General features: G+C 68.0%; 16 protein-coding genes. 6 read left to right on the forward strand and 10 right to left on the reverse strand.

Annotation, left to right across the window (positions count from 1 at the left end):
• Positions 1-13: 13 nt before the first annotated feature.
• Together ACZ4O3_RS12895 and exaC are read left to right on the forward strand one after the other, a co-directional pair.
• Complete coding sequence (locus tag ACZ4O3_RS12895; RefSeq protein ID WP_467722166.1) at positions 14-1,270, forward strand: GAF domain-containing protein; 1,257 nt, start codon at positions 14-16, stop codon at positions 1,268-1,270.
• A 95-nt stretch (positions 1,271-1,365) separates the two neighbouring features.
• On the forward strand, positions 1,366-2,889 hold the full coding sequence (exaC, locus tag ACZ4O3_RS12900) for an acetaldehyde dehydrogenase ExaC (RefSeq protein WP_467722167.1): 1,524 nt from the start codon (positions 1,366-1,368) through the stop codon (positions 2,887-2,889).
• Positions 2,890-3,105: 216 nt separating this feature from the next.
• Here the strand turns inward: exaC and ACZ4O3_RS12905 are convergent, their stop codons facing one another.
• From ACZ4O3_RS12905 to ACZ4O3_RS12915, 3 genes are read right to left on the reverse strand one after another with little or no spacing between them, the layout of a single operon-like run.
• Positions 3,106-3,759 carry a site-specific integrase gene (locus ACZ4O3_RS12905; protein WP_362721111.1) on the reverse strand — a complete coding sequence of 218 codons (654 nt, stop codon included), beginning with the start codon at positions 3,757-3,759 and terminating at the stop codon, positions 3,106-3,108.
• A gap of 17 nt (positions 3,760-3,776) precedes the next feature.
• A complete protein-coding gene (locus tag ACZ4O3_RS12910; RefSeq protein WP_362721109.1) occupies positions 3,777-4,436 on the reverse strand; it encodes a hypothetical protein in 660 nt (219 codons plus the stop codon).
• Positions 4,427-4,624, reverse strand: coding sequence for a helix-turn-helix transcriptional regulator (locus ACZ4O3_RS12915; protein ID WP_467722188.1), 198 nt, complete (start codon positions 4,622-4,624; stop codon positions 4,427-4,429). The genes ACZ4O3_RS12910 and ACZ4O3_RS12915 overlap by 10 nt, the downstream gene beginning before the upstream one ends.
• A gap of 697 nt (positions 4,625-5,321) precedes the next feature.
• Here ACZ4O3_RS12915 and ACZ4O3_RS12920 point away from each other — a divergent pair.
• Complete coding sequence (locus ACZ4O3_RS12920) at positions 5,322-6,077, forward strand: transposase family protein (RefSeq protein WP_362721106.1); 756 nt, start codon at positions 5,322-5,324, stop codon at positions 6,075-6,077.
• Positions 6,078-6,101: 24 nt separating this feature from the next.
• On the opposite strand, the gene ACZ4O3_RS12925 is transcribed toward ACZ4O3_RS12920, so the two are convergent.
• Both ACZ4O3_RS12925 and ACZ4O3_RS12930 read right to left on the reverse strand, forming a co-directional pair.
• Entirely contained in the window at positions 6,102-6,614 is a 513-nt protein-coding gene (locus tag ACZ4O3_RS12925; protein ID WP_467722189.1) for an integrase core domain-containing protein, read from the reverse strand.
• Between the two features lie 177 nt (positions 6,615-6,791).
• Entirely contained in the window at positions 6,792-11,528 is a 4,737-nt protein-coding gene (locus ACZ4O3_RS12930) for an amino acid adenylation domain-containing protein (RefSeq protein WP_467722168.1), read from the reverse strand.
• A 582-nt stretch (positions 11,529-12,110) separates the two neighbouring features.
• Here ACZ4O3_RS12930 and ACZ4O3_RS12935 point away from each other — a divergent pair.
• Both ACZ4O3_RS12935 and ACZ4O3_RS12940 read left to right on the forward strand, forming a co-directional pair.
• The gene (locus ACZ4O3_RS12935; RefSeq protein WP_362713627.1) at positions 12,111-13,751 is read left to right on the forward strand and encodes an ABC transporter ATP-binding protein; all 1,641 of its coding nucleotides are present in this window, start codon (positions 12,111-12,113) and stop codon (positions 13,749-13,751) included.
• Positions 13,748-15,532, forward strand: a complete 1,785-nt coding sequence (locus ACZ4O3_RS12940) for an ABC transporter ATP-binding protein (protein WP_467722169.1) — start codon at positions 13,748-13,750, stop codon at positions 15,530-15,532. Before ACZ4O3_RS12935 ends, ACZ4O3_RS12940 begins: the two co-directional genes overlap by 4 nt.
• Here ACZ4O3_RS12940 and ACZ4O3_RS12945 read toward each other — a convergent pair.
• On the reverse strand, positions 15,484-15,753 hold the full coding sequence (locus tag ACZ4O3_RS12945) for an acyl carrier protein (protein WP_362713623.1): 270 nt from the start codon (positions 15,751-15,753) through the stop codon (positions 15,484-15,486). The two genes, ACZ4O3_RS12940 and ACZ4O3_RS12945, sit on opposite strands and share 49 nt — an antisense overlap.
• Positions 15,754-15,929: 176 nt before the next feature.
• Between ACZ4O3_RS12945 and ACZ4O3_RS12950 the strand changes: the two genes are divergently transcribed.
• Positions 15,930-16,670 carry a thioesterase II family protein gene (locus ACZ4O3_RS12950; RefSeq protein WP_362713634.1) on the forward strand — a complete coding sequence of 247 codons (741 nt, stop codon included), beginning with the start codon at positions 15,930-15,932 and terminating at the stop codon, positions 16,668-16,670.
• 80 nt (positions 16,671-16,750) lie between these two features.
• Here the strand turns inward: ACZ4O3_RS12950 and ACZ4O3_RS12955 are convergent, their stop codons facing one another.
• The 4 genes from ACZ4O3_RS12955 to ACZ4O3_RS12970 form a co-directional block, all read right to left on the reverse strand.
• Positions 16,751-17,581 (reverse strand): mycofactocin-coupled SDR family oxidoreductase, encoded by an 831-nt coding sequence (locus ACZ4O3_RS12955; RefSeq protein ID WP_467722170.1) that lies wholly within the window; start codon positions 17,579-17,581, stop codon positions 16,751-16,753.
• A 111-nt stretch (positions 17,582-17,692) separates the two neighbouring features.
• On the reverse strand, positions 17,693-19,255 hold the full coding sequence (locus tag ACZ4O3_RS12960; RefSeq protein WP_362713619.1) for an amino acid adenylation domain-containing protein: 1,563 nt from the start codon (positions 19,253-19,255) through the stop codon (positions 17,693-17,695).
• Between the two features lie 99 nt (positions 19,256-19,354).
• Positions 19,355-20,362 (reverse strand): fatty acid desaturase, encoded by a 1,008-nt coding sequence (locus ACZ4O3_RS12965; RefSeq protein WP_362713618.1) that lies wholly within the window; start codon positions 20,360-20,362, stop codon positions 19,355-19,357.
• Between the two features lie 226 nt (positions 20,363-20,588).
• Positions 20,589-21,548, reverse strand: a complete 960-nt coding sequence (locus tag ACZ4O3_RS12970; protein ID WP_362713616.1) for a fatty acid desaturase family protein — start codon at positions 21,546-21,548, stop codon at positions 20,589-20,591.
• Positions 21,549-21,555: the final 7 nt, after the last annotated feature.

Genomic DNA, 21,555 nt, shown 5'->3' on the forward strand with positions numbered 1-21,555 from the left:
CCGGGAGGCCGAGTTGACCGATCAGTGGGTGGCTCTGGAGCCGGGGGCCGACCCTGCCGCGCGCGTCCGGGTGCTGCGCCGGGCGCATGAGACGTTCACGACGGCGGGTACGGTGCCGCGCCCGGTGCGGTCAGTGGTGGCCGAGTCGTGGCGGCGTTCGGCACGGGCCGGGGTGGGACCGGACGGCGCGGCCCGGGTGGAGCTGACCGACGGGGACCTCGGGACCTACCGGGCGGAGCATCCGCTGGCCAGGGTGATGCCGCTGGTGCGGGAGCTGATGGGCACGTTCGCGGCGGACGGCGAACATCTGCTGGCGGTGTGCGACGCGGACGGCAGGCTGCTGTGGGTGGAGGGGCATCCGGCGACCCGGCGGCGGGCGGACCGGATGAACTTCGTGCCGGGCGCGCGCTGGTCGGAGAGCGCGGTCGGCACCAACGCGCCGGGGACGGCGGTGGCCGTGGACCGGCCGGTGCAGGTGTTCGCGGCGGAGCACTTCATCCGCCGGGTGCAGCCGTGGACGTGCGCGGCGGCGCCGGTGCACGATCCCCGCACCGGGCGGGTGCTGGGCGCCGTCGACATCACCGGCGGCGACCGGCTGGCGCATCCGCACAGCCTGGGTTTCGTGCAGGCGGTGGCCCGGGCCGCCGAGTCGCAGCTGGCGCTGCTGGACCCGCCGGCGCCCGCCGACGAGTCGCCCGCGTTGGCGGCGCTCGGCCGTGACGAGGCCGAACTCCGGCTGGGCGGGCATCGGATCAGGCTCGGCCGCCGCCACAGCGAGCTGCTGGTGCTGCTCTCCCGCCATCCGGAGGGACTGACCGGCGACGAGCTGCTGTGCGCGCTGTACGAGGACGAGTCGGTGACGCCGGTGACACTGCGGGCCGAACTGGCCCGGCTGCGGAGGCTGCTGGGGCCCGGGCTGCTCGCCTCCCGGCCCTACCGGCTGACCGCTCCGGTCGAGTCCGACGCGAGCGTCGTGGAGCGGCGGCTGGAGGCGGGGGCGGTGACGGCGGCGGTGACGGCGTACCCGGGTCCGCTGCTGCCCGCTTCGCAGGCGCCCGCGGTCGTACTGCTCAGGCGACGGCTCGCGGACGGGCTGCGGGCCGCGCTGATCGCGCGACGTGATCCCGATCTGCTGGCGGACTGGGCGCACGCTCCGTGGGGCGAGGACGACGTCCAGGTGTGGCGTGCCCTCGCGGCGGTGCGGCCGACCCCGGTGGTCCGCAGCCGGTTGACCGCGCTGGAGTCGGAGTTGGCGGCTCCGGCGCGCTGACCTGCGGTGCAACGGGGGCGCAACGTCCGCTTCCCTAGCCTGCGCGCCGGAGCTGCCCAACGGCGGGCAGCGCATCTGCAAGGAGGCAGGCCACCATGACCCGTTACACGGCGCCCGGCACCGAGGGTGCGATCGTCTCCTACCAGGCGCGCTACGACCACTTCATCGGCGGCGAGTACGTGCCGCCGGCCCGGGGACAGTACTTCGAGAACCCCTCGCCGGTGAACGGGCAGCCGTTCACCGAGGTCGCACGGGGCACCGCCGAGGACGTGGAGCGGGCCCTGGACGCGGCGCACGCGGCCGCGCCGGGCTGGGGCCGTATGTCGGTGACGGAGCGCTCCGACATCCTCCTCAAGATCGCCGACCGAATGGAGGCCCACCTCGAACCGCTCGCGGTCGCCGAGAGCTGGGAGAACGGCAAGCCGGTGCGGGAGACACTGGCCGCGGACATCCCGCTCGCCATCGACCACTTCCGCTACTTCGCGGGGGCGATCCGCGCGCAGGAGGGTTCGCTGGGCGAGATCGACGACGACACGGTGGCGTACCACTTCCATGAGCCGCTCGGGGTCGTGGCGCAGATCATCCCGTGGAACTTCCCGATCCTGATGGCGACGTGGAAACTCGCGCCCGCCCTGGCGGCCGGCAACGCCGTCGTCATCAAGCCGGCCGAACAGACCCCCGCCTCCATCCACTACTGGATGAGCCTGATCGCGGACCTGCTGCCGCCGGGCGTGGTGAACATCGTCAACGGCTTCGGCGTGGAGGCGGGCAAGCCGCTGGCGTCGAGCCCGCGGGTGGCGAAGGTGGCGTTCACCGGGGAGACCACCACCGGGCGGCTGATCATGCAGTACGCCTCGGAGAACATCAAGCCGGTCACCCTGGAACTGGGCGGCAAGTCCCCGAACATCTTCTTCGACGACGTCTGGGCGCACGACGACGACTTCCGCGACAAGGCCCTCGAAGGCTTCACGATGTTCGCGCTCAACCAGGGCGAGGTCTGCACCTGCCCCTCCCGCGCCCTCGTCCAGCGCGGTCACTACGCCGAGTTCATGGCGGCGGCGGTGGCCCGCACCCAGCAGATCAAGCCGGGGCACCCCCTCGACACCGACACGATGATCGGCGCCCAGGCCTCCAACGACCAGCTGGAGAAGATCCTCTCCTACCTGGACATCGGCCGGCAGGAGGGCGCGAAGATCCTCACGGGCGGTGAACGCGTCGAACACGACGGCGAGTTGAAGGGCGGCTACTACGTCCAGCCTACGATCTTCGAAGGCGACAACCGGATGCGTATCTTCCAGGAGGAGATCTTCGGCCCGGTCGTCTCGGTCACGTCCTTCGACGACTTCGACGACGCGATCAAGATGGCGAACGACACGCTGTACGGCCTCGGGGCGGGCGTCTGGACCCGTGACATCAACGCCGCGTACCGCGCGGGCCGGGCGATCCAGGCGGGCCGGGTGTGGACGAACTGCTACCACGCCTACCCGGCGCACGCGGCGTTCGGCGGCTACAAGCAGTCCGGGATCGGCCGTGAGACCCACAAGATGATGCTGGAGCACTACCAGCAGACGAAGAACCTACTGGTGTCGTACTCACCGAAGAAGCTGGGCTTCTTCTAAAGGCTAGCGAAAGGGTGCCTGACCTGGGAAACTCCCGTCAGGCACCCTTCGGAGCCATCATTCAGACAGCGAGGCGAAATGCTTCCTTACTCCCACTTTGCCCCACCGTCATCCCACCGCTGACCAGTTGGTCCGGGGTATTTCCGGGCCAACTCACAGATAACTCGGCCTCATCCGACGCTGGAGACTCCTCCCAACGGTTCATGGAGTCCTCGATCAGTTGGTTGGCACGGTTGTGTTCCAGCCAGGAACTTCGCGTAGTACCGGAAGAGCACCTGGATGCTCTGCCCGGCCCTGCGTGCGCACTCGGCCGGGTCCACGCCCGAGGCCGGCCAAAAAGGAAATGCCGGCGTGACGCAGGTCATATGGGCGCTTCGCCAGGTTCAACACGTGTTCGTCCATGGTGAGAGTGGCCTCCCTCGCGCGCCCCCAGGTGACGCCGTAGGCAGCGGCGTCGATGTAGTTGCCGGAGGCGTTCTGGAAGATCCGGCCGTCAGCGGTTACCCCGAATCGGGCGATGTGCTCAATGAGCATCCGCACGAGCACCGGCGGGATGGGAACAGGACGAGTGGTCTTGGCGGAGCGACGCTTCAGCGAGTGCGTTTCATGGACAGCGCCGTCGTCCGACCATTCCTTTCCCGCGGTGACGATGCCTCCTTTGAGATTGAGCAGCCCCCAGCCGGTTCGGGGAAGTCGGCACTGGGACTTCCTGAGGTTGATGACCTCTGCCGGGCGCATCCCGGCGTAGTACATGCAGCCGAAGAAGGCGTAGAGATGGGGGCCGCGCCCTGGAAGCTGCCGCACCGCTTCCAGCAACCGCCTCACCTGCACGGGATTTGGCACGCAGTCAGGGTCGACTTCGTCATCCACCGCAGGAGCCGTCCACCCTAGGCCGATGAGCGGGTTGTGGGTGAAATGGCCTCGCTCCACCGCATCAGCAAAGACCTCGTTGACAGCGGCTCTCTTGCGCTTGGTCGTCTTGGCCGCCGAGACGGTGCCGTCGAGCTTCCTGCACAGCGCATCCAGCCCCGACGCAGCACCACAGGATCGTCGAGTTCCGCGACGGGTAGCGACCTGTGCTCCAGCCACTCCAGGGCTGCCCGCCACTCCTCGCGGGGCTCGTTCACCCAAGCCTTCTTGTTGAACGCCCACGAATAAACCGCCCTGCGTAGCACACGGGAGTCGTGGTACACGGCCTCCTTGTCCACAAAGGCAACCGTGATCGTCGCCAGCGCCTCGGCCAGCGTGCGTCGAGTGTTTCCTGGAGTGCGCTCCCAGCGCGTCCATGTGCTCCCGGGCCACCGCATACCACGTGGTCCGCTGGCGCAGCGCGCGCAGCTCCGACGTCGGTAGTCCCCCTTCGGGTCGAACGGCTCACCGTCGCGCGCGGCGGTGATGAGCTTCGCTTTGCGGCTCTCCGCGAGGCCCTTGGCCAGGAACGATTCAGACTTTTCGCGGCCGTTGACCGTCCAGCGCACCTCGAACGCCTTGGCCCGGTCCGCCCGTTCGCGTATCTCCCAGAACCGGACCTTATAGCTCAGTACCATTCAGGCGTTTCCCTTTCGCGCACTTCCCACCAAGCGTCCAAGTCGGCACGACGGCACCGCAGTTCTCCATTCGGAAGCTTGATCATTCGCGGCGCCTGGCCTCGGGCACGCAGACGGTAGAACGCCGATGGGCTCATGCGGATCTCTGCCAAGACCTCGGCTAGTTTCAGGGCGGGTGGACGGGGCAACGGGAAATCCTTGGGTTCGAGACGAGTGCCGCATCCATCCGATCCATCACCTGGAACTCGGGTAAGCGAGACAGGCTGACCGGCGAAACTCTGAAGGTAACGACTCCACCCCGAAGGGCAGTCGAATGCGGACACCCTCAACAGTCTCCAGAATCCCCGGTTTGGCCAACCGGCAATCGTCGTCTGTGTTCCGCTCGGAGCTGGCGGCAATCCTCATCGTTCACCGGCCAAGACATCCTGCGGCGATCCCCTCAAGCCTCCGGTGGCCCGCTGATCTGCCGACTACGTGACCTTCCCGAGGTGTTGTACGTTGACATAGCCTTAGGTCGGATTCCAGTCTTCTGAAAGACTTTCTCGTCTGCCGTGAGCGGATCTTCCCCTTGGAGAAGTCGTAACAGCTGGTCAGGTACCGCTTCCTCCGCGAAGGCCGTGCCCCTCGGGCGGTTCCCTAAAGGCGCGCAGATCAATAACGCGTGGCTTTCCGCTCAGTGGCGCGCTGGCCAGGCATGAGCACACTTAGAGAGCCACAGACCGTGCTGGCAGTCAATTTCGGGCAGTTTTGCCGCACCTGAGCGAGCGGCAGCGTCGCCTATTAATACCGGCGGAGGCCCGATCCCTCGGTCACGGCGGGATAAGCACCGTCGCTCGCGCTACTAAAGGGTGTTGCACAAGGCCGTGATCTGGGCATCTCCGGTGTATGACTGGGGTGTTAAGGGTCGAGCGGGTGTGGGTGGAGACGTTCACCGGACTTCAAGTGACACAGTTTGCACGCCTGTTGAAGGTGGTGCGGGAGCGGGGCGGTGACGGCACCTTGAGGGGCTGGCCGTGGTCGCTGCCGCGGGCCGAGCGGGTGCTGGTGGTTGCGGTGTACTACCGCACCAATCTGACGATGCGGCAGCTGGGACCGCAGTTCGGCGTCTCATCCTCCACGGTGTGCCGGGTGATCCAACGGCTGGGGCCGTTGCTCGCGATCGAGCCGACCTCCCGCCCGGCCGATACCCCGGAGCGCATGTGGATCGTGGACGGCACGCTGATCCCGCTCCGCGACCGGTCGGTGGCCGCATCCAGCCGCAACTACCGGTTCTCGGCGAACGTGCAGGTCGTCGTGGACGCGGACACACGGTTGGTGATCGCGGCAGCTCGCCCGGTCCCGGGCACCACGGCGGACGCCCATGCCTGGCGCGCGTCCGGACTGAGCCGGCACTGTGAGGGCGTGACGGTGCTCGGCGACGGCGCCTACCTCAACTGCGGCATGGCGTTACCGCACCGAAAGCGCCCCGGGCGGGCTCCGCTCCCGGGTGAGGAGGACGACAACGCCGCCCACCGCAAGGTCCGCGCCCGCGTGGAACACGTCATCGGCCGCCTGAAGAACGACAAGATCCTCCGCGACTGTCGCCAGCGCGGCGACGGCCTCCATCACGCCGTCCAGGCCGTCGCCCACATGCACAACTGAAGCGCTCCGGGATCGGTGGAGGCTCTATGCGTTGGCTCCAGCCGCCGGTTGGGGCTGGTGTTGAGCGTAATAGTTGGTCTCGTGCTCGTGGGGCGGGACGCCTCCGATCGCTGTATGGAGGCGCTGGTTGTTGAACCAGTCGACCCATTCCGCGGTGGCGAGTTCGACGTCAGAGAGGCCGTGCCAAGGCTTGCTGGGCTTGATCAACTCCGTTTTGTAGAGGCCGATCTGGGATTCCATGAGCGCGTTGTCCAGGGCGTCGCCGACGGTGCCGATCGAGGCGTCGATGCCGGCGTCGAGGAGGTGCGCGGTGAAGGCGAATGACGTGTATTGGGCGAGTTCAACTGGTCGATGGAGTAGCCCACGATCCTGTTGCTGAAGACCTCCTTGATCGCGCAGAGGTTCAACTTGCCTTGGCCGGTGGTGTGTTCGGTGATGTCGGCAAGCCACAGCCGGTTCGCGCCGGTCGCGGTGAAGTTGCGGCTCACGAGATCGTCGTACACCGGACGGCCGGCCTTCTTGCCTCGGCCACGCCATCGGCCAGGAACCGGTAGCCGAACTCCGGATCGTCGCGCTGGGCGTCGGACCGGGTTGTCTGGCGAGCTCTAGCACCCGGCACGTCACCGTGACGGGCACCCGGTCCACGGCCGGCTCTTCCGGACAAGGCTTGGGCACAGCGACATCCTTTGCACCCGCCCTACAGGGCGAGCCAGTTCAGATGTCACCCGACCGTGTGCCAAAGGATGAGCCCCGGAGCGCTTGGGCGATCTCGGCGATCGGGCCGGGCCGCAGCAGTTCTCCGTGCATGGCGTCCACGGTGACTTCGTGCATGCCGCCAGGCAGGAAAACGTCCCAGTCGCGGGGTGAGACTGTCCACCGTCCGGCATCCCGGCCGGCTCGGACGAACAGCACGCGACCGGCGAACGGCCGGGGCCGGAAGGCGGCGGCGAGGCGGACGTTGTTCTCGTAGACCCGGACCACCGCCGCCAGTTCCTCGGCGCCGAGGGCGGCTTCGAGGCCGTTGCGCGGGGTGTGCCCGAGGGCTTCGGCGATGGCGGTGCGGACGGCTTGCTCGTGGTCCGGCGCCGGCTCCTGTGCGCCGGCGGGCACCCGTTCGGCGGACCGCGGGTAGCTGTCCAGCAGGCAGAGCACCTCCACCGACTCGCCCTGTTCTTCCAACAGGCTGGCCATGGCCTGCGCGACCAGGCCGCCGAAGGACCAGCCGAGCAGCCGGTACGGGCCGGCGGGCTGGGTCTTGCGGAGCTGTTCGACGTAGTCCGCGGCCATCTGCTCGACGCTGTCGGCCAGTCCGTCCACGCCGGACAGACCACGAGCCTGGAGCCCGTAGACCGGCTGTTCGGGATCCAGGTGGCGGAGCAACGCCGAATAGCACCAAGCCATGCCGCCGCCGGGATGGACGCAGAACAGCGGCCGCGTGCTGCCACGTGGCCGGATCGGCAGCAGGACCTCGAAGGCTGAGACGTCGACGCCCTCGTCCAGCCGCGCGGCGAGCGCGGCGGCGGTCGGGGACTCGAACAGATCCCTGATACTGACCGCGGCTCCGAGTACCGTGCGGATCCGGTCGATCAGGACGGCAGCCGTGAGCGAGTGCCCCCCGGAGGCGAAGAAGTCGTCGCCCGGCCCGACGCGCGCGACGCCCAGGGCGTCGGCGAACAGGTGACACAGGATGACAGCGCGGGGCGTGACCGGTCCTTGCGACGCTTCCGTTCCTTGCAGCCCCTCAAAGGTCGCAGTCGGGGTGTCATCGGGTGCGGGTAGGGCGCGGTGGTCGAGTTTGCCGTTGACGGTGAGCGGCAGCCGGTCCAGCTCGACGAAGTCCGCTGGGATCATGTGGTCCGGCAGCAGGGCGGCCGTGTGCGCATGCAGCCCCGGGACGTCGACCTCGCCCGCGGCGGGCACCAGGTAGGCGACGAGCCACTCGTCATGTATGCGCACGACGGCCTGCCCGACATCGGGGTGTCGCGTGAGCACGGACTCGACCTCACCCGGTTCGACGCGGTACCCACGGACCTTGATCTGGTTGTCGGCGCGGCCGACGAACACCAGGTCGCCGTCAGCGCTCCAGCGGGCCACGTCTCCGGTCCGGTACATGCGGCTGCCCGGGGCGCCGAACGGATCGGGGACGAAGCGTTCGGCGGTGAGGCCCGGCCGGCCCAGATAGCCGCGGGCCACGCCGGTACCGGCCAGGTACACCTCCCCCGCCACGCCGGGCGGCAGCAGCCCGAGCGCGTCGTCGAGGACGTATACCCGCATGTTCGGAAGTGGCCGGCCGATGGGGACCGGGCCGTCCGGCACCGGTTCGCCGGGGGCGATGCGGTGGTGGGAGGCGTTGACGGTGCCCTCGGTGGGCCCGTAGGCGTTGTAGACCACCGCTTCGGGATGACGCCGGCGCCAGTGCGCGAGTACCTCGCCATGGAGCGGTTCGCCGCCGAGGACAAGCTCTTCGACCGGGGACAGCGCTTCGGGCAGCACTTCCAGCAGCGCCAGCTGGCTGGGTGTGGTCTTGAGGAACGTGACCGGGTCGGCCGCGCTGTCGGCTCGCAGAGGCGCCAGGCGGACGCTGCCGCCGCTCACCAGCGGTGTGAACAGGCCGGTCACGGTCAGGTCGAAGGCCGGCGAGCTGGGTACCAGGGCCCGGCCACGGACACCTGCATAGGCGTCGGCCGCGCCGCGCAGATAGTCCGCAACCGAGCGGTGCTCGACGACCACGCCCTTCGGCGTGCCGGTCGAGCCGGAGGTGTAGATCAGATAGGCGGCGTGACCCGGAGCCGGCGGCGCGTTGCGGTTGTGGTCGCAGACGTCAGGCGCGCAGGGTTCGGCCAGTGCGGCGGCGACGGCGGGACTGTCCAGTTCCAAACGGGGCGGGGCACCGGGAAGGCGTCCCTCGTGTTCCTCTCCGCCACCGGTCGTGATCAGCAGGCGCGCGCCGGAGTCCGTCAGGAGGAACGCGGTCCGCTCAGCCGGATACGACAAGTCAAGGGGCAGGTATGCCGCACCGGACTTCAGGACCGCCAGGAGCGCCACCGCCAGATCTGCCGACCGGGGAAGGGCCACGGCCACGACGTCCTCGGGACCGATGCCGCGCGACATGAGCAGGCACGCCAGGCGGCCGGCCCGTTCGTCGAGCTCGCCGTAGGAGAGCTCTGTCGGCCCGGCGGACACCGCGACCGCGTCCGGCTTCCGGGCCGCTTGCGCCTCGAACAGCGCCGTCACGGTGGTCGGAGCCGTCTGCGCCGCGGGCAGCGCTGGACCGATGGAACGGGCCAGCGCCTCGTCCCGCCCCCGGTCATCCAGGAGGTCCAGCCGGCCGAGCGGACAGTCCGGCCGGTCGATCGCCTCGGACAGCAGGCGCAGCAGCATCGCGCCGACCCGGCGCACGGTCGCGGCATCGAAGAGGTCCGCGGCGTATTCGAGGGCGATCGCCATACCTGCGGGCTCTCCGCCGGAGTCATGGTGCTCGGTGTAATAGCAGCTCAGATCGGAGCGAGTCGTGTCGGTCGGGTACACCTCCTCGGCCGTCTGCACGCCGGGCAGAACGAGGTCGCTCGACGTGTGCTGCACCGCGATCAGCATCACCTGGAACAACGGGTGCCGGGACGGCGACCGCTCCGGGTTGACCGCCTCCACCACCCGGTCGAACGGCACATCCTGGTGGGCGAAGGCCGCGAGGTCGGCAGCGCGCACCCGATCCAGCAGGGTCCGGAAGCCGGGGTCGCCGGACAGGTCGGTCCGCAGTACCAGGGTGTTGACGAAGAAGCCGACCAGGTCGTCGAGGGCGGCGTCGGCGCGGCCGGCCGCCGGCGCGCCGATCGCGACGTCCTCGCCGGCGCCAAGGCGGTGCAGCAGCGCAACCAGGGCAGCCTGGACCACCATGAACAGGGTGGTCCCGGTCTGGGCCGCCAACTCCAGGACGCGTGCGTGGACCGCCCGGTCCACGGTGAACCGCTCGACGCCGCCGCGGTGGCTCTCCACCGCCGGACTGGGCCGGTCGAACGGAAGCGCCAGCCGGTCCGGCAGACCGGCCAGCGCCTCACGCCAGTACGTCAGCTGCCGGGAGATCAGCGAATCGGGATCGTCGGCCGTGCCGAGCAGCTCCCGGTGCCACAGGGCGTAGTCCGCGTACTGGACCGGCAGCTCCGGGAGGTTCGCAGTCTCCTGGGGCGCTTCAGCGCTCCGGGCTCGGTAGAACGCGGCGAGGTCACGCCACAGCGGCGCGACGGACCAGACGTCGATCGCGATGTGGTGGATGGTCAGCATCAGCCGGTGCTCCCGCGGGCCGCTGGACACCAGCAGGGCCCTGACAGGGGGTTCAGCGCCGAGCTCGAAGGGCCGGCACGCCTGCGCGGCCAGCAGCGCGGCGGCGGCCTCGGCCGAATCGGCGGCGACCACGGTCACCGGCATCCCGGCGTCCGGGGCGAGGATCACTTGACAGGGCTCGTCGCCGGTCGGCGGGAAGAACGTGCGCAGGCTCTCGTGGCGGGCGACGAGGTCGGCGAGCGCCGCGGTGAGCGCCGGGACGTCCAGGTCACCGTCGAGGCGTACGCACAGCGGCAGGTTGTACGTACTGCTCGGGCCTTCGAAGCGGTCGATGAACCACAGACGGCCCTGCGCATGCGACAGCAGGAGGCGGTCCGGTCGGGCCACGGGCGCCAGTGCCGGGCGTCGTCGGTCACCGCCGGCGCTGCGGCTGCCGAGTCGGTCGGCCAGGCCTGCGACAGTCGGGGCCTGGAAGACCGTGCGCACGTCGATCTCGACGCCTAAGGCGTCGCGGATCCGGCTGACCAGTCGGGTGGCCGACAGGGAGTGGCCGCCGAGGTGGAAGAAGTCGTCGTCGACGCCCACCCGCTCCAGCTCCAGCACCTGGGCGAACAGGTCGCAGAGCAGTTCCTCGGCCGGGGTTCGCGGGGCGCGGCCGCGCGCGGCGGCGGCGAAGTCCGGGGCCGGGAGCGCGCGGCGGTCGAGCTTGCCGTTGGCGGTCAGCGGGAACTTGTCGAGGACGACGAACGCCGCGGGCACCATGTGCTCCGGCAGCCGTTCTGCGAGGTACGCGCGCAGGGCCGCCGGCTCGGGAGCCGACGTGCCGGTGACCACGAGATAGCCCACCAGTCGGGCGTCGCCGGAGTCGGCATCATGGATCCGCACCGCGGCATGCGCCACCTCGGGGTGGCCGGCCAGCGCGGCCTCGACCTCCCCCAGCGGGAACAGCTCCGGCCAGGGATCAGGCTGCACCGACACGTCCCACTCCGTCCCGCGGACCGGCACCCGGTGGCCGCCGCACGGCCATGATCCCGGACAGGCTGACGCAGTATCAAGACGCAGCAGGAATTGACCACCAGAACCCACCGGTGTGTCAGGGGTCTCGCTCACTTCATGAACCCGCAGCCCACAGCCACAATTGACACCACCACCGAATCCTTGACGACGCGCCATCGGGCTGGCCCTGCAGCCAGGCCGGCGCCGGAAGTAACGGCCGGATGACCTGCCACTCCAACTCGCTCACAGCCGAGCCGTAGCACGAAGTCCGGTCCATCCGGTCCGCAGCGTTTCCGAATCGGTGTGCGGGACAATCCCCTGGCGATATACGGGAGTTGGACGTGGCAGGCGCGGTCACGCAAGGCTGCGACAACAGGGTCTCCCGGGGTGCCCGAGTGGCTTCGCAACCCCGAACTATCGAGGAGACCCTGACTTCATGCGCCGACGCCGCCGCGATTACCCGATCCAGAGCCCCAGTTCGGCTAAAACATACCTCCGACCGGTGCGCGGAAGCCTTCTGACCACTACGCCAATGGACTGATACTCAGGTAGCCTGCCGTCTGGATCACCCGGATGAGCAGGTCGCGGTGACCGCGGTACGAGCCCGAACGACGCCCGAACGACAGGCTGTTCAATCCGGACGACGCCGAAAGGTACTTCAACCTCATGCAGCGGATCCCCACGATTGGACCTGCGAGACTTGACCATAGATCGGCAGCCAGATACCTCCTTGCGCTGATCGCACGTCAGAAGGCGGGCATGATCTGGGCGACTCTGACGTCCGGGATCTGGAACACGAGCCAGGTGATCATTCCGGTCGCGATCGGGTGGGCGCTGGACCACGGCATCGGGCGGCATGACAGTGGCGAGGTGATCCTGTGGTCTGTCGTCATCCTTCTGCTGGGCGTGGTGAGAGCGGTTACCGGGACCGCGTTCTACCGGCAGTCGACCATCACCGCCACCCTGTCCGGTTGCCTGACCATGCAGTTGGTCACGCAGCACCTGATCGCGCTCGGCGCCTCGCTCTCGCGGGAGCAGGACGTCGGCAACCTGACGGCGACCGCCACGTCGGATGTCACGGCCATCGGCAATGGGCTGCGACACGTCGGCCGGGTCGTGGGCTCGGTCATCGCCGTCATCGTCATCACGGTGATCATGTTCATGATTAAAATCCCGCTGGGACTCCTGGTCCTGGTGACCGTTCCCGCCGTCGTACTGCTCGGCGGTCTCCTGCTGCGTCCGCTGCACCGGCACCAAGGCGACTACCGGTCTCAGCAGAGCCGACTGGCGGGACGGGCTGTCGACATCGCTTCGGGGCTGCGGGTGCTGCGCGGGATCGGCGGCGAAAGGCAGTTCGCGAAGGCGTTCCACTCCGACTCGGCACAGTTGCGGGTCGCGGACGCCCGGGTGGCACGCGCCGAGGCGAATCTCAGTGCCACGGATGTCCTCATGCCGGGTCTGATCGCCGTGATCGTCACGTACGCGGCGGCTCGCTTCGTGCTCAGTGAGCAGGTGACGGTCGGCCAGTTGGTCGAGTTCTACGCGTTCGCCGTCTTCCTCACCCTGCCGCTCCACGACATCATGGAAGGCGCCAATCAGATCACACGGGCGCTGGTCTCCGCCGGCCGTGTGACAGCGTTATTGAACACGCCGGCGCCGGACCGGGGAAGCCCGGCGTCGACTCCCGAAACCCGGGGAACGGCGCACCTGGTCGACACCGACTCGGGATTGGACCTTCCGCCGTCGACCCTGATGGCAGTCGCCTGCGCTCAGTCCTCGGATGCCGAGATGCTGGCCCGCCGGTTGGCCCGCTTCGAGGACTCCGGCAATGTCAAGTTGGGCGACGATTCGTTGTCGTCCCTGCCGATCGCGGTCGCACGTTCCCGTGTCCTGCTGGCACGGAACAACGACCGGTTCTTCGCCGGCACGATCCGACATGAGATCGAACCGTCGGGAACCGCCGAGCCGGAGAAGGTCGCGGACACCCTGCGGATCGCAAGCGCGACAGACATCATCGACGCGCTGCCCGACGGTCTGGACACACAGATGACCGGGCGTGGCAGGACCTTCTCAGGGGGTCAGTTGCAACGCCTGAGACTCACCAGGGCACTTCTCACCGATGCGGACTTCACCTTGCTTGTCGAGCCGACGAATGCTGTCGACGCCTACACAGAGCACGCCATAGCGAGGAATCTGGCCCAGTATCACGAGTCAGGATCCTGTCAGCGAAGTACGGTCGTGTTCACGGTCAGCCCACTGATACTCCAGCAGGCGCAGGTGGTCGCCTACGTGGACGGTGGTCACGTGGTGGCGACCGGGTCCCACGAAGAACTTCTGGACGGGCACCCGGAGTACCGGAAGCTGATGGCGCGCGACGAGGCGTCGGTGGTCGGGCAGTGAGCGCCCGCATACTTCCCGTAGCTGACGGGCGCGCGATCCGCCGCTTTCTGTCGACTGCCGCGCGTCGCCGGAAACGAGAACTGGCCTGGACTCTGCTGCTGTATGCGATGGCCTCGGTCTGCGGCCTTGTCGGCCCCCGGTTGTTGGGGTCCATGGTCCAGGGCATCGAGAACGGAACGGCGACGGCGGGCAGTGTGACGGCGCTCGCGGGCGTGTTCGCCGGATTCATCCTGCTGCAGACCTTCCTCATCCGCCATGCGTTCCGGGCCGCGGGAGCGCTGGCCGCGGTCGTCCTGGCCGAAATCCGCGAGAAGTTCGTCGACGACACACTCGCGCTTCCGCAGAATGTGGTCGAAAGGTCCGACGAGGGCGATCTGGTCACGCGCGCCACGGGGGACACGGACAGGCTGCGACGCAGTGCGCAGCTGGCCGTGCCCTCGGTAACCGAGGCGTTGGTATGGCTCGTGCTCAGCATCGGCGCGCTCCTGCTGGTGTCGTGGCTGCTGTCGCTCGCGGTTCTGATCATCGTGCCGCCCCTCGTGCTGGTCACTCGTTGGTATCTGGCCCGTGCGCATCAGTCCTATCTCCGCGAAGCCGAAGCCTCCGCCAGCCTCACCGAGGGTCTGACGGCGACCATCGAGGGGGCGGCCACCATCGAGGCATTCGGCCTGGAAGCAGACCGGATACGCCGGGCCGAACTCGATGCCCAGGCGTGGTACGACGCGGTCTACAACAGGCTGCGGATCCGGACAGTGCTGTACACCACCGAAGAGTTCCTGTTCGTCCTGCCGCTGACCCCGATCCTGCTGCTCGGCGGATACGCCTACACCCGAGGCTGGGTCGACCTCAGCCAGGTCACCGCCGCCACCGTGTACACGCTGCAGATGATGATCCCTTTGGAGACCCTGCTCGACTGGGTCGGGACGCTCCAGATGGGAAGAGCGTCACTGGCGCGCATTCTCGGCGTCTCGGACACGCACACCCAGCGGACACCGGCGAAGCACGGCGACATCACCTCGGCGGATCTGTCCGTGCGGGACGTCCGGTTCGCCTACGAGAACGGACCGGAAGTCCTGCACGGGATCGACCTGGCGGTGCGGACCGGCGAGCGGATCGCGATCGTCGGCCAGACCGGGAGCGGCAAGTCGACGCTGGCCCGGCTGCTGTCCGGCGTCTACCATCCACGCGCGGGCAGCATCGACATCTCCGGGGTGCCGCTCCAGGAGATCGCGCCTCGCGAACTGCGCAAGCACGTGGTGCTGGTGACTCAGGAGCAGTACATCTTCGGGGGCTCACTGCGGGAGAACCTCGAACTGTCCGCCGCCTACGCGGATCGGGAACCGCAGGCGGCATCCAACGACCTCGCGCTGTGGAACGCGCTGAAGGCGGTCGGTGCCGACGAGTGGGTGGCCGGCCTTCCGGAGCAGTTGGACACCGCGGTGGGCGCGGGCGCGGAGGAGGTCAGCGACGCGCAGGCGCAGCAGATCGCCCTGGCCCGGCTGCTCCTGGCCGATCCGCCGGTGCTGATACTCGACGAAGCGACCTCCGAGATGGATCCGGGCTCGGCACGGCATCTCGAGCGGGCGCTGGCCACCGTCCTTGAGGGACGGACCGTCATCGCGATCGCGCACCGCCTGCACACGGCCCAGGACGCGGATCGCATCGTCGTCATGGAGAACGGCCGCATCGCAGAGGTCGGATCCCATCAGGGTCTGCTCGACCAGGACGGAGCCTACGCCCGGCTGTGGTCGGCGGGCGCCGAGTCGGCGCCGTCCTGCTGAGCGTTCCAATGAGCTACGAACCCTTCGATCGTCGGGAACTCCAACAACGTGACGATGTCGGTCTCGATACCCAGCGTCGACTTCAGCTCCTCGACGAGCGATATCAGCAACAGCGAGTTGCCTCCGAGGTCGAAGAAGTTCGTGTCCACGTCGACCTCGGAGACGTCGATCCCGATCACCTCGGCCACCACCTGCGAGACCTTTTGTTCGTGCGCCATCATGGTCGGCAACCTCCCGTACGTAGTTTCCGTCACCGACATCCGCCGGTCGGACTCGGACTGCTCATGCGCCGACACCACTGGGAGCCTGTGCCCACCGATGTCGATCAGACAGTACCGGCCAATCCGCCGGCGCGAAGGGAGCGTAGAAGAAGTTGTCAACTGATCGACTGCTCCAGGTGATCTCCGGACCGACGACTGGTCTGCTCGTGTTCGCCTTCCCACCGTCGGGTTCAGGCCCGGCGTTGTTCCGGCGGTGGCTTCCGGTCCGGCCGCCCGGGCTCGAGCTGGTCGCGATCCACACCCCCGGACGCGAGAGCCGCTTCTCCGAGCCCCCGGTCTCCTCGCTCATACCGCTGGCAGACGACATCGCCGCGGCGATCGACGCATACGCGGAACGTCCCTACGTGATCTTCGGGCACAGCGTGGGAGCGCTTCTCGGCCGCGAGGTCGCCTGGCGACTGCGACGGCGTTCGCGTCCGTTGTCCTTGCTCGTCGCCGCCGGCTCGGCCGCGCCGGACGTCGTGTTCGACACCACTTTGGCCGACGCCGACGACCAGACCCTCATCGAGGCGTTGCGCGAATGGGGCGCAACCCCCGATGACATGGTGGACGAAGACGTGGCAGAGGTCATCCTGCCGGTCATGCGAGCCGACATGGCCGTGGCCGAATCCTGTCGCCTCGGCCGCCCGCCCACGGCCGACGATCGCCTGGACATACCGATCATCGCGATCACCGGCGACAAGGATCCCGGAGCCGAGATCCACTGCCGGAGCTGGGCTGCGTGGACGGATGCCGCGCACGCCGCGCACGTGGTGCCCGGCGGCCATTTCTTCCCCTTCGAGCAGCCTGCGGCGGTCCTGGAGATCCTGGCCCGTGATGCCGGCCGACTGGGCGGACCCAGGCCGACGGTCGGCTGAGGCTTCTCGCCAAGGCCGTGTCCTCGCCCGATCACCGCGGGGCGAGGACATGATCGCCTGGAGACGACGGATCGTCGGCGTCAGTCGACGCGGTTCACGAACCCCGCGTCGACCGGGACGTTGGTGCCGGTGATGTAACGGGAATCGTCGGAACACAGAAACGCGACGGTGTTGCTGATGTCAGAGGGCTCCAACAGCTCGACCGGCATCGCGTTCTGCGAGTGCACTCCCCGCGCGGCCTCCGCGGCCAGGAACGCCTCCATCCCCGGATTGGTCGCCATCAGGGTGTTGACCGCGGTCGGGTGCACGACGTTCACCCGGATGTTGTCCTCGGCCAGTTCATTGGCCAGGCCGCGCATGATGCCCACGACGCCGTGCTTGGCTGTCGTGTACGGGCCCGCGCCCACGCCACGCAGCCCCGCGGTCGAGCCGATGAGGATGATCGACCCGCCCCGGTTTCCGGCGAGCAGATACGGGATGGCCGCCTGACAGGTGTGCCACACGCCGGTCAGGTTCACGTCGATGACGTCATTCCACGCCTGAATGTCCTCTTCCAGCGTCGTCATCTTGAACTGGGCGGCGCTGATGCCGGCGTTGGCAACGACGAAGTCCAGGCGGCCGAGCTGCTCGACGCCCTCCTGCAGGGCGGCGCGCAGGCCCACCGCGTCACGCACGTCCGCAACCCGGGTGAAAACGCGCCGACCGAGCTTCTCGATCTGCCGCGCCGTCTCGGCGAGGTCCTCCTCCGACGACATCGGGTAGGGCGCGGATTCGAAGTCACGACAGATGTCGATCCCGATAATGTCCGCGCCTTCCTCAGCCAGCCGAACGGCATGACTGCGGCCTTGTCCACGACCGACCCCGGTGATAAAAGCGACCTTACCCTCGAGACGCGACACAAACTCCCCCAATTGGAATTCTTTGATTTCGGTGTCTATTCGAACTTACCGACATCGGGCAACGTCGGCAACAGCCTCCTGATACCGAAGGCGTCATCAACAACCTGCCACAATGCGGCACTTCTAGTCCCCGGCAGGCGTGCTCGGAACCAGACCTTTGCGATTCGCCTTGCCCGATTCTGTCTGCGGCAGGCTCGAAACCAGCTCGATGTGCTGGGGAATCATATGTCGGGGAAGCTTTGTGGCCAGGGCCCGTCTGATTTCCCGGATCGCGCGACCCGACGCTTTCGGGTCGCCTGACTCAGGGCTCTGCTCCGCCCGGCCCGCAGCGGGCGGATCGGCAACGACGTGGGCCAGCAGGCTCGGAGCGCGGCCCGGGGAGTTGTGCAGTACGACGGCGGCCTCGAACACGCCGGGACAAGCCCGCAAACATGCCTCTACCTCACCCAACTCGATGCGGTGGCCGTTCACCTTCACCTGATCGTCGATGCGGCCGTGGTAGACGTAGCTTCCCGTTTCCTCGTCCCACCTGGCGGTATCGCCGGTGCGGAAACAGCGCACCGACGATCGGTCCGCCGACGCCAGCTCGACGAAGCGCTCCCGGTTGAGTTCGGGCCGGCCCAGGTAGCCGTCGGTCACGCCCACCCCGTCCAGCAGGATCTCGCCGATGTCCCCTTTCTCGACCGGTCGCATCTGCGAGTCCACGAGCCGCATCCGGGCGTGCGCCAGCGCCGTGCCGATCAACGTGCCCGGGTCGGTCCTGGTGAAGTCGACCTCTGTCATCTCTCGGAGCGTCACGTGCACTGTCGACTCGGTGATCCCGTACATGTTCAAGGCCACTGGTCGCCGCTGGGCCGGCTGTGTCGACAGCCACTTCGAGACCGAAACCGGGTCAACGGCTTCGCCCGCGAAGATGACCTGCCGCACCGCCAGTTCGTCCTGCGGTCCGGCGCCCGAGGCGACGAGATGCCGGAAGACCGTCGGAACCATGCTCAGCACGGTGACCCGGCAGGCTCTCAAGAACTCGATGCAGCCGGCCGGGTCCACCCGCGCGTGCTGCGGCACGGTGGCGATGCGGGCACCCGTCAGCAGGGCGCCCCACATCTCGTACACCGAGACGTCGAAGGAGAACGAGTGGAACAGGGACCAGACATCCGTGGGCCGGTAACGCACGCGTGTGTTGGCGGCCTGGACGAGGCCGAGCACGTTCCGATGCCGGATCGGGACACCCTTCGGCCGGCCGCTCGATCCCGACGTGTAGATGACGTACGCCGGCGAGTCGGGGCCCAACGGCGGGCGGGACGTCGACCGTCTCCGGGCCTGCGCGCCCGGCATGTCCACGCGCAGCGGGCTCGACGGGAGATCGGCGCCCGCCGGATCGCCGAGGATCAGCTTCAAGCCCGCGTCCTCCATCATCATGGCAAGACGTTCGTCGGGATACAGCGGATCCAGGGGTACGTATCCGCAACCTGTCTTCAGCACGCCGAGGATCGCGGCAACCCATTGCGAATCGCGAGGGAGCAGGATACCGATGAGACCGCCGGGTACGGCACCCGCGGCCATGAGGTCGGCGCAGACGGTGTCGGACCACTGATCCAGTTGCGCGTACGTGGTGAGCTGACCGCCGTCGTCAAGCGCGACCGCGTGCGGCGTCGATTGTGCCTGTCGCTCGAACTGCGCGACCAATGACATAAGACCAGCCATGTTCACCCGTCCAGCAGAGCGATTTGAGGTGTGGACAGCCATCGCCTTGCGAGTCGGACGCCAGCGTGAGCCGGGAGCGGCTCACGCACGTCCTGTCGGCGGCAGGGAACGGTAGATCTGAACCATCCCGCCGAGCACCCCGCTCAGGCGTGGCAGTGACGCGTACGCCGGGTCCTGCGCCAAGATCGCGTCGACCTCGCGCAGGCGCCACATCGGCGTCCTGGGGAACAGGTGGTGGGCCAGATGAAAACCCTCTCCGTCGATCTCGCCGAACAGGAAGCGGGTCACGAACCCGTACTCCCGGTTCCAGGACATGTAGAGGTCGACGCGCGGCGCGTTCTCGATGAGCGGGAAGTGCTCCATCAACTCAGCGACCGCGCCGATCCAAACCTGCGTCGTGGCCAAGGGCACGAACCAGAGCAGGATCAGCCACAGCCACCAGCCGGCGATCACCGACCACGCCAGCACGGCCACGATCAGGGCGATGCGCACCACCCGCTCGGCCGGCGCCTCGCTCTTCGAGTAGATCCGGTGCCTCAGCAGATAGAGGATGTACGCGCCTGTCTGGCGTGGGCCCACCACCTTGCGCAGATAGCGGTTCAGCGCCGGACGCCCCAAGTTGTCGCCGCACAGGCCGTTGTCCTTGTACTGCCGGTAGTCGGGATCGCGTTCCGGGTCGCCCAGGCTGCCATGGTGTTCACCAAGGTGCGAGGCCCGGTACGCCGTGAAGCTCTGCAACACCGGGTAACCGCCGAAGACGGCACCGAGGAGGCTTTCGAGGCGGTGGTGAGCCATGAAAGCGCGATGCGTGGACATGTGCAGCGCACCCGCCAAGGCGCGCTGACGTCCGCCGATGAAGAAGGCGGCAACGAGATATACCGGGATCGAGGCCAACAGCGGCCAGTTGCCGAACGCGAAAACCGCCGTAGCGGACCAGAACGCGATCCAGAACCAGTGCCGAACGAGCTCGACGGGTCCGTGCCAGTTGTCGAGGCGAGATGCCTGACGAACACTGTCCAGTATCTCCGGCGCGAACCGATGTCGAGTCCCTCGACCCCCCGTTATGGAGTCAGTGACGCCTTGCGACATATGAGCAAACGTACCTAGCGCCTGATGTGGAGTCAACGGGCCCTGAACAAACCCTCGTTGGAGTACCACCGTTCGCGAGCGTTTCGATCTGCGGATCGCGAACCATGACAGCCGGTCGGGCGGCACCCACCACGAACTGGCGCCTGCCGGACGCGGCGCGGTGCCACCGCGAGCCGCGCCCGGCAAGGATGCCGACTCCGTTCTTCGCCGGTTGTGGATCACACCGTCATCCGGCGCCGTTCACGGCATCCGGGTCGAGGTGGAGCTGGGGCCGGCGCCGGTGCAGGAACCCGAGCATCGCGGGCACCGGACTGACGATGCGCGGCTGCGCGTCGAGACGGTTCTGCTGCCGCGCTTTGACATCCGGCATCCGGGACCAGTGCGAGCCTGGACTGAGGTGGTGCTCCTGGTGGAATCCGTCGTTGAAGGTGAGGAAGTTGTAGACCCGGTTGTAGTGGCTCACCGAGTCCGCCGCGCGCACATCCGGGTTCGCCCCGAAGTGGCGGTAGTAGTTCTGCACGTTGACCAGGGTCAGCGCCGCGAAGAACGCGGGGAGGTAGCAGAACAGGGTCCACTGCCACGAGATCGCCGTGAACAGTGCCAGGGAGACGAACAGCACGGCCCGGTCGGCCTGGACCTGGCGCAGTTCGCGGCTCCTGCCCTGATCTCTGCGCGAGGCCAGGGTCAACAGGTTCTCCTCCTTGCTCCCGACCTTCCACAGGCGCACGACGGCGACCGTGTCCTTCACCCGCGTGTACAAGGAGTCGACGGCGCCCCCGACCGCATAGGGCAGCAGCGGCCGGTGCCGACCGTTCTTCCCTTTGGAGTACGTCGACGTGGTGTCGCGGGTGGTGCCGTCCGGGGCCGGCCGGTCGTTGTTGAACCGGTGGTGGTTGCGGACGTGGGTCAGGCGGTATGCCTGCACCGACTGGCCGATGTTCACGGAGTTCACCAGCGACACCAGGGCATTGAGTCGCCAGCTCACGAACCAGGGCATGTGCGTGAAGAGGTGGGAGACCACGATGATGTTGTAGGTCATCATCAGGGTCACCAGTACTCCGCCGGCCACCCTGGCCGCGGGCGAGGCGTTCGCCCAGCTCAGAGCCAGGACCAGCGTGACGGCGAACTGTGCCGCGCTGATCGCCGCCAGGAAGAAGTCCTTGCGGGAGGTTCTCCATATCTGCACGGTCCGC

The organism is Streptomyces sp. NPDC026515 (assembly GCF_055567595.1).

What these genes read in the sequence shown, in the direction of transcription:
- exaC (WP_467722167.1), top strand. Translation starts at nt 1,366, where the DNA reads ATGACCCGTTACACGGCGCCCGGCACCGAGGGTGCGATCGTCTCCTAC.
- ACZ4O3_RS12910 (WP_362721109.1), bottom strand. Translation starts at nt 4,436, where the DNA reads ATGGTACTGAGCTATAAGGTCCGGTTCTGGGAGATACGCGAACGGGCG.
- ACZ4O3_RS12920 (WP_362721106.1), top strand. Translation starts at nt 5,322, where the DNA reads ATGACTGGGGTGTTAAGGGTCGAGCGGGTGTGGGTGGAGACGTTCACC.
- ACZ4O3_RS12925 (WP_467722189.1), bottom strand. Translation starts at nt 6,614, where the DNA reads ATGGCGTGGCCGAGGCAAGAAGGCCGGCCGTCCGGTGTACGACGATCT.
- ACZ4O3_RS12930 (WP_467722168.1), bottom strand. Translation starts at nt 11,528, where the DNA reads ATGGCGCGTCGTCAAGGATTCGGTGGTGGTGTCAATTGTGGCTGTGGG.
- ACZ4O3_RS12935 (WP_362713627.1), top strand. Translation starts at nt 12,111, where the DNA reads ATGATCTGGGCGACTCTGACGTCCGGGATCTGGAACACGAGCCAGGTG.
- ACZ4O3_RS12945 (WP_362713623.1), bottom strand. Translation starts at nt 15,753, where the DNA reads ATGATGGCGCACGAACAAAAGGTCTCGCAGGTGGTGGCCGAGGTGATC.
- ACZ4O3_RS12965 (WP_362713618.1), bottom strand. Translation starts at nt 20,362, where the DNA reads ATGTCGCAAGGCGTCACTGACTCCATAACGGGGGGTCGAGGGACTCGA.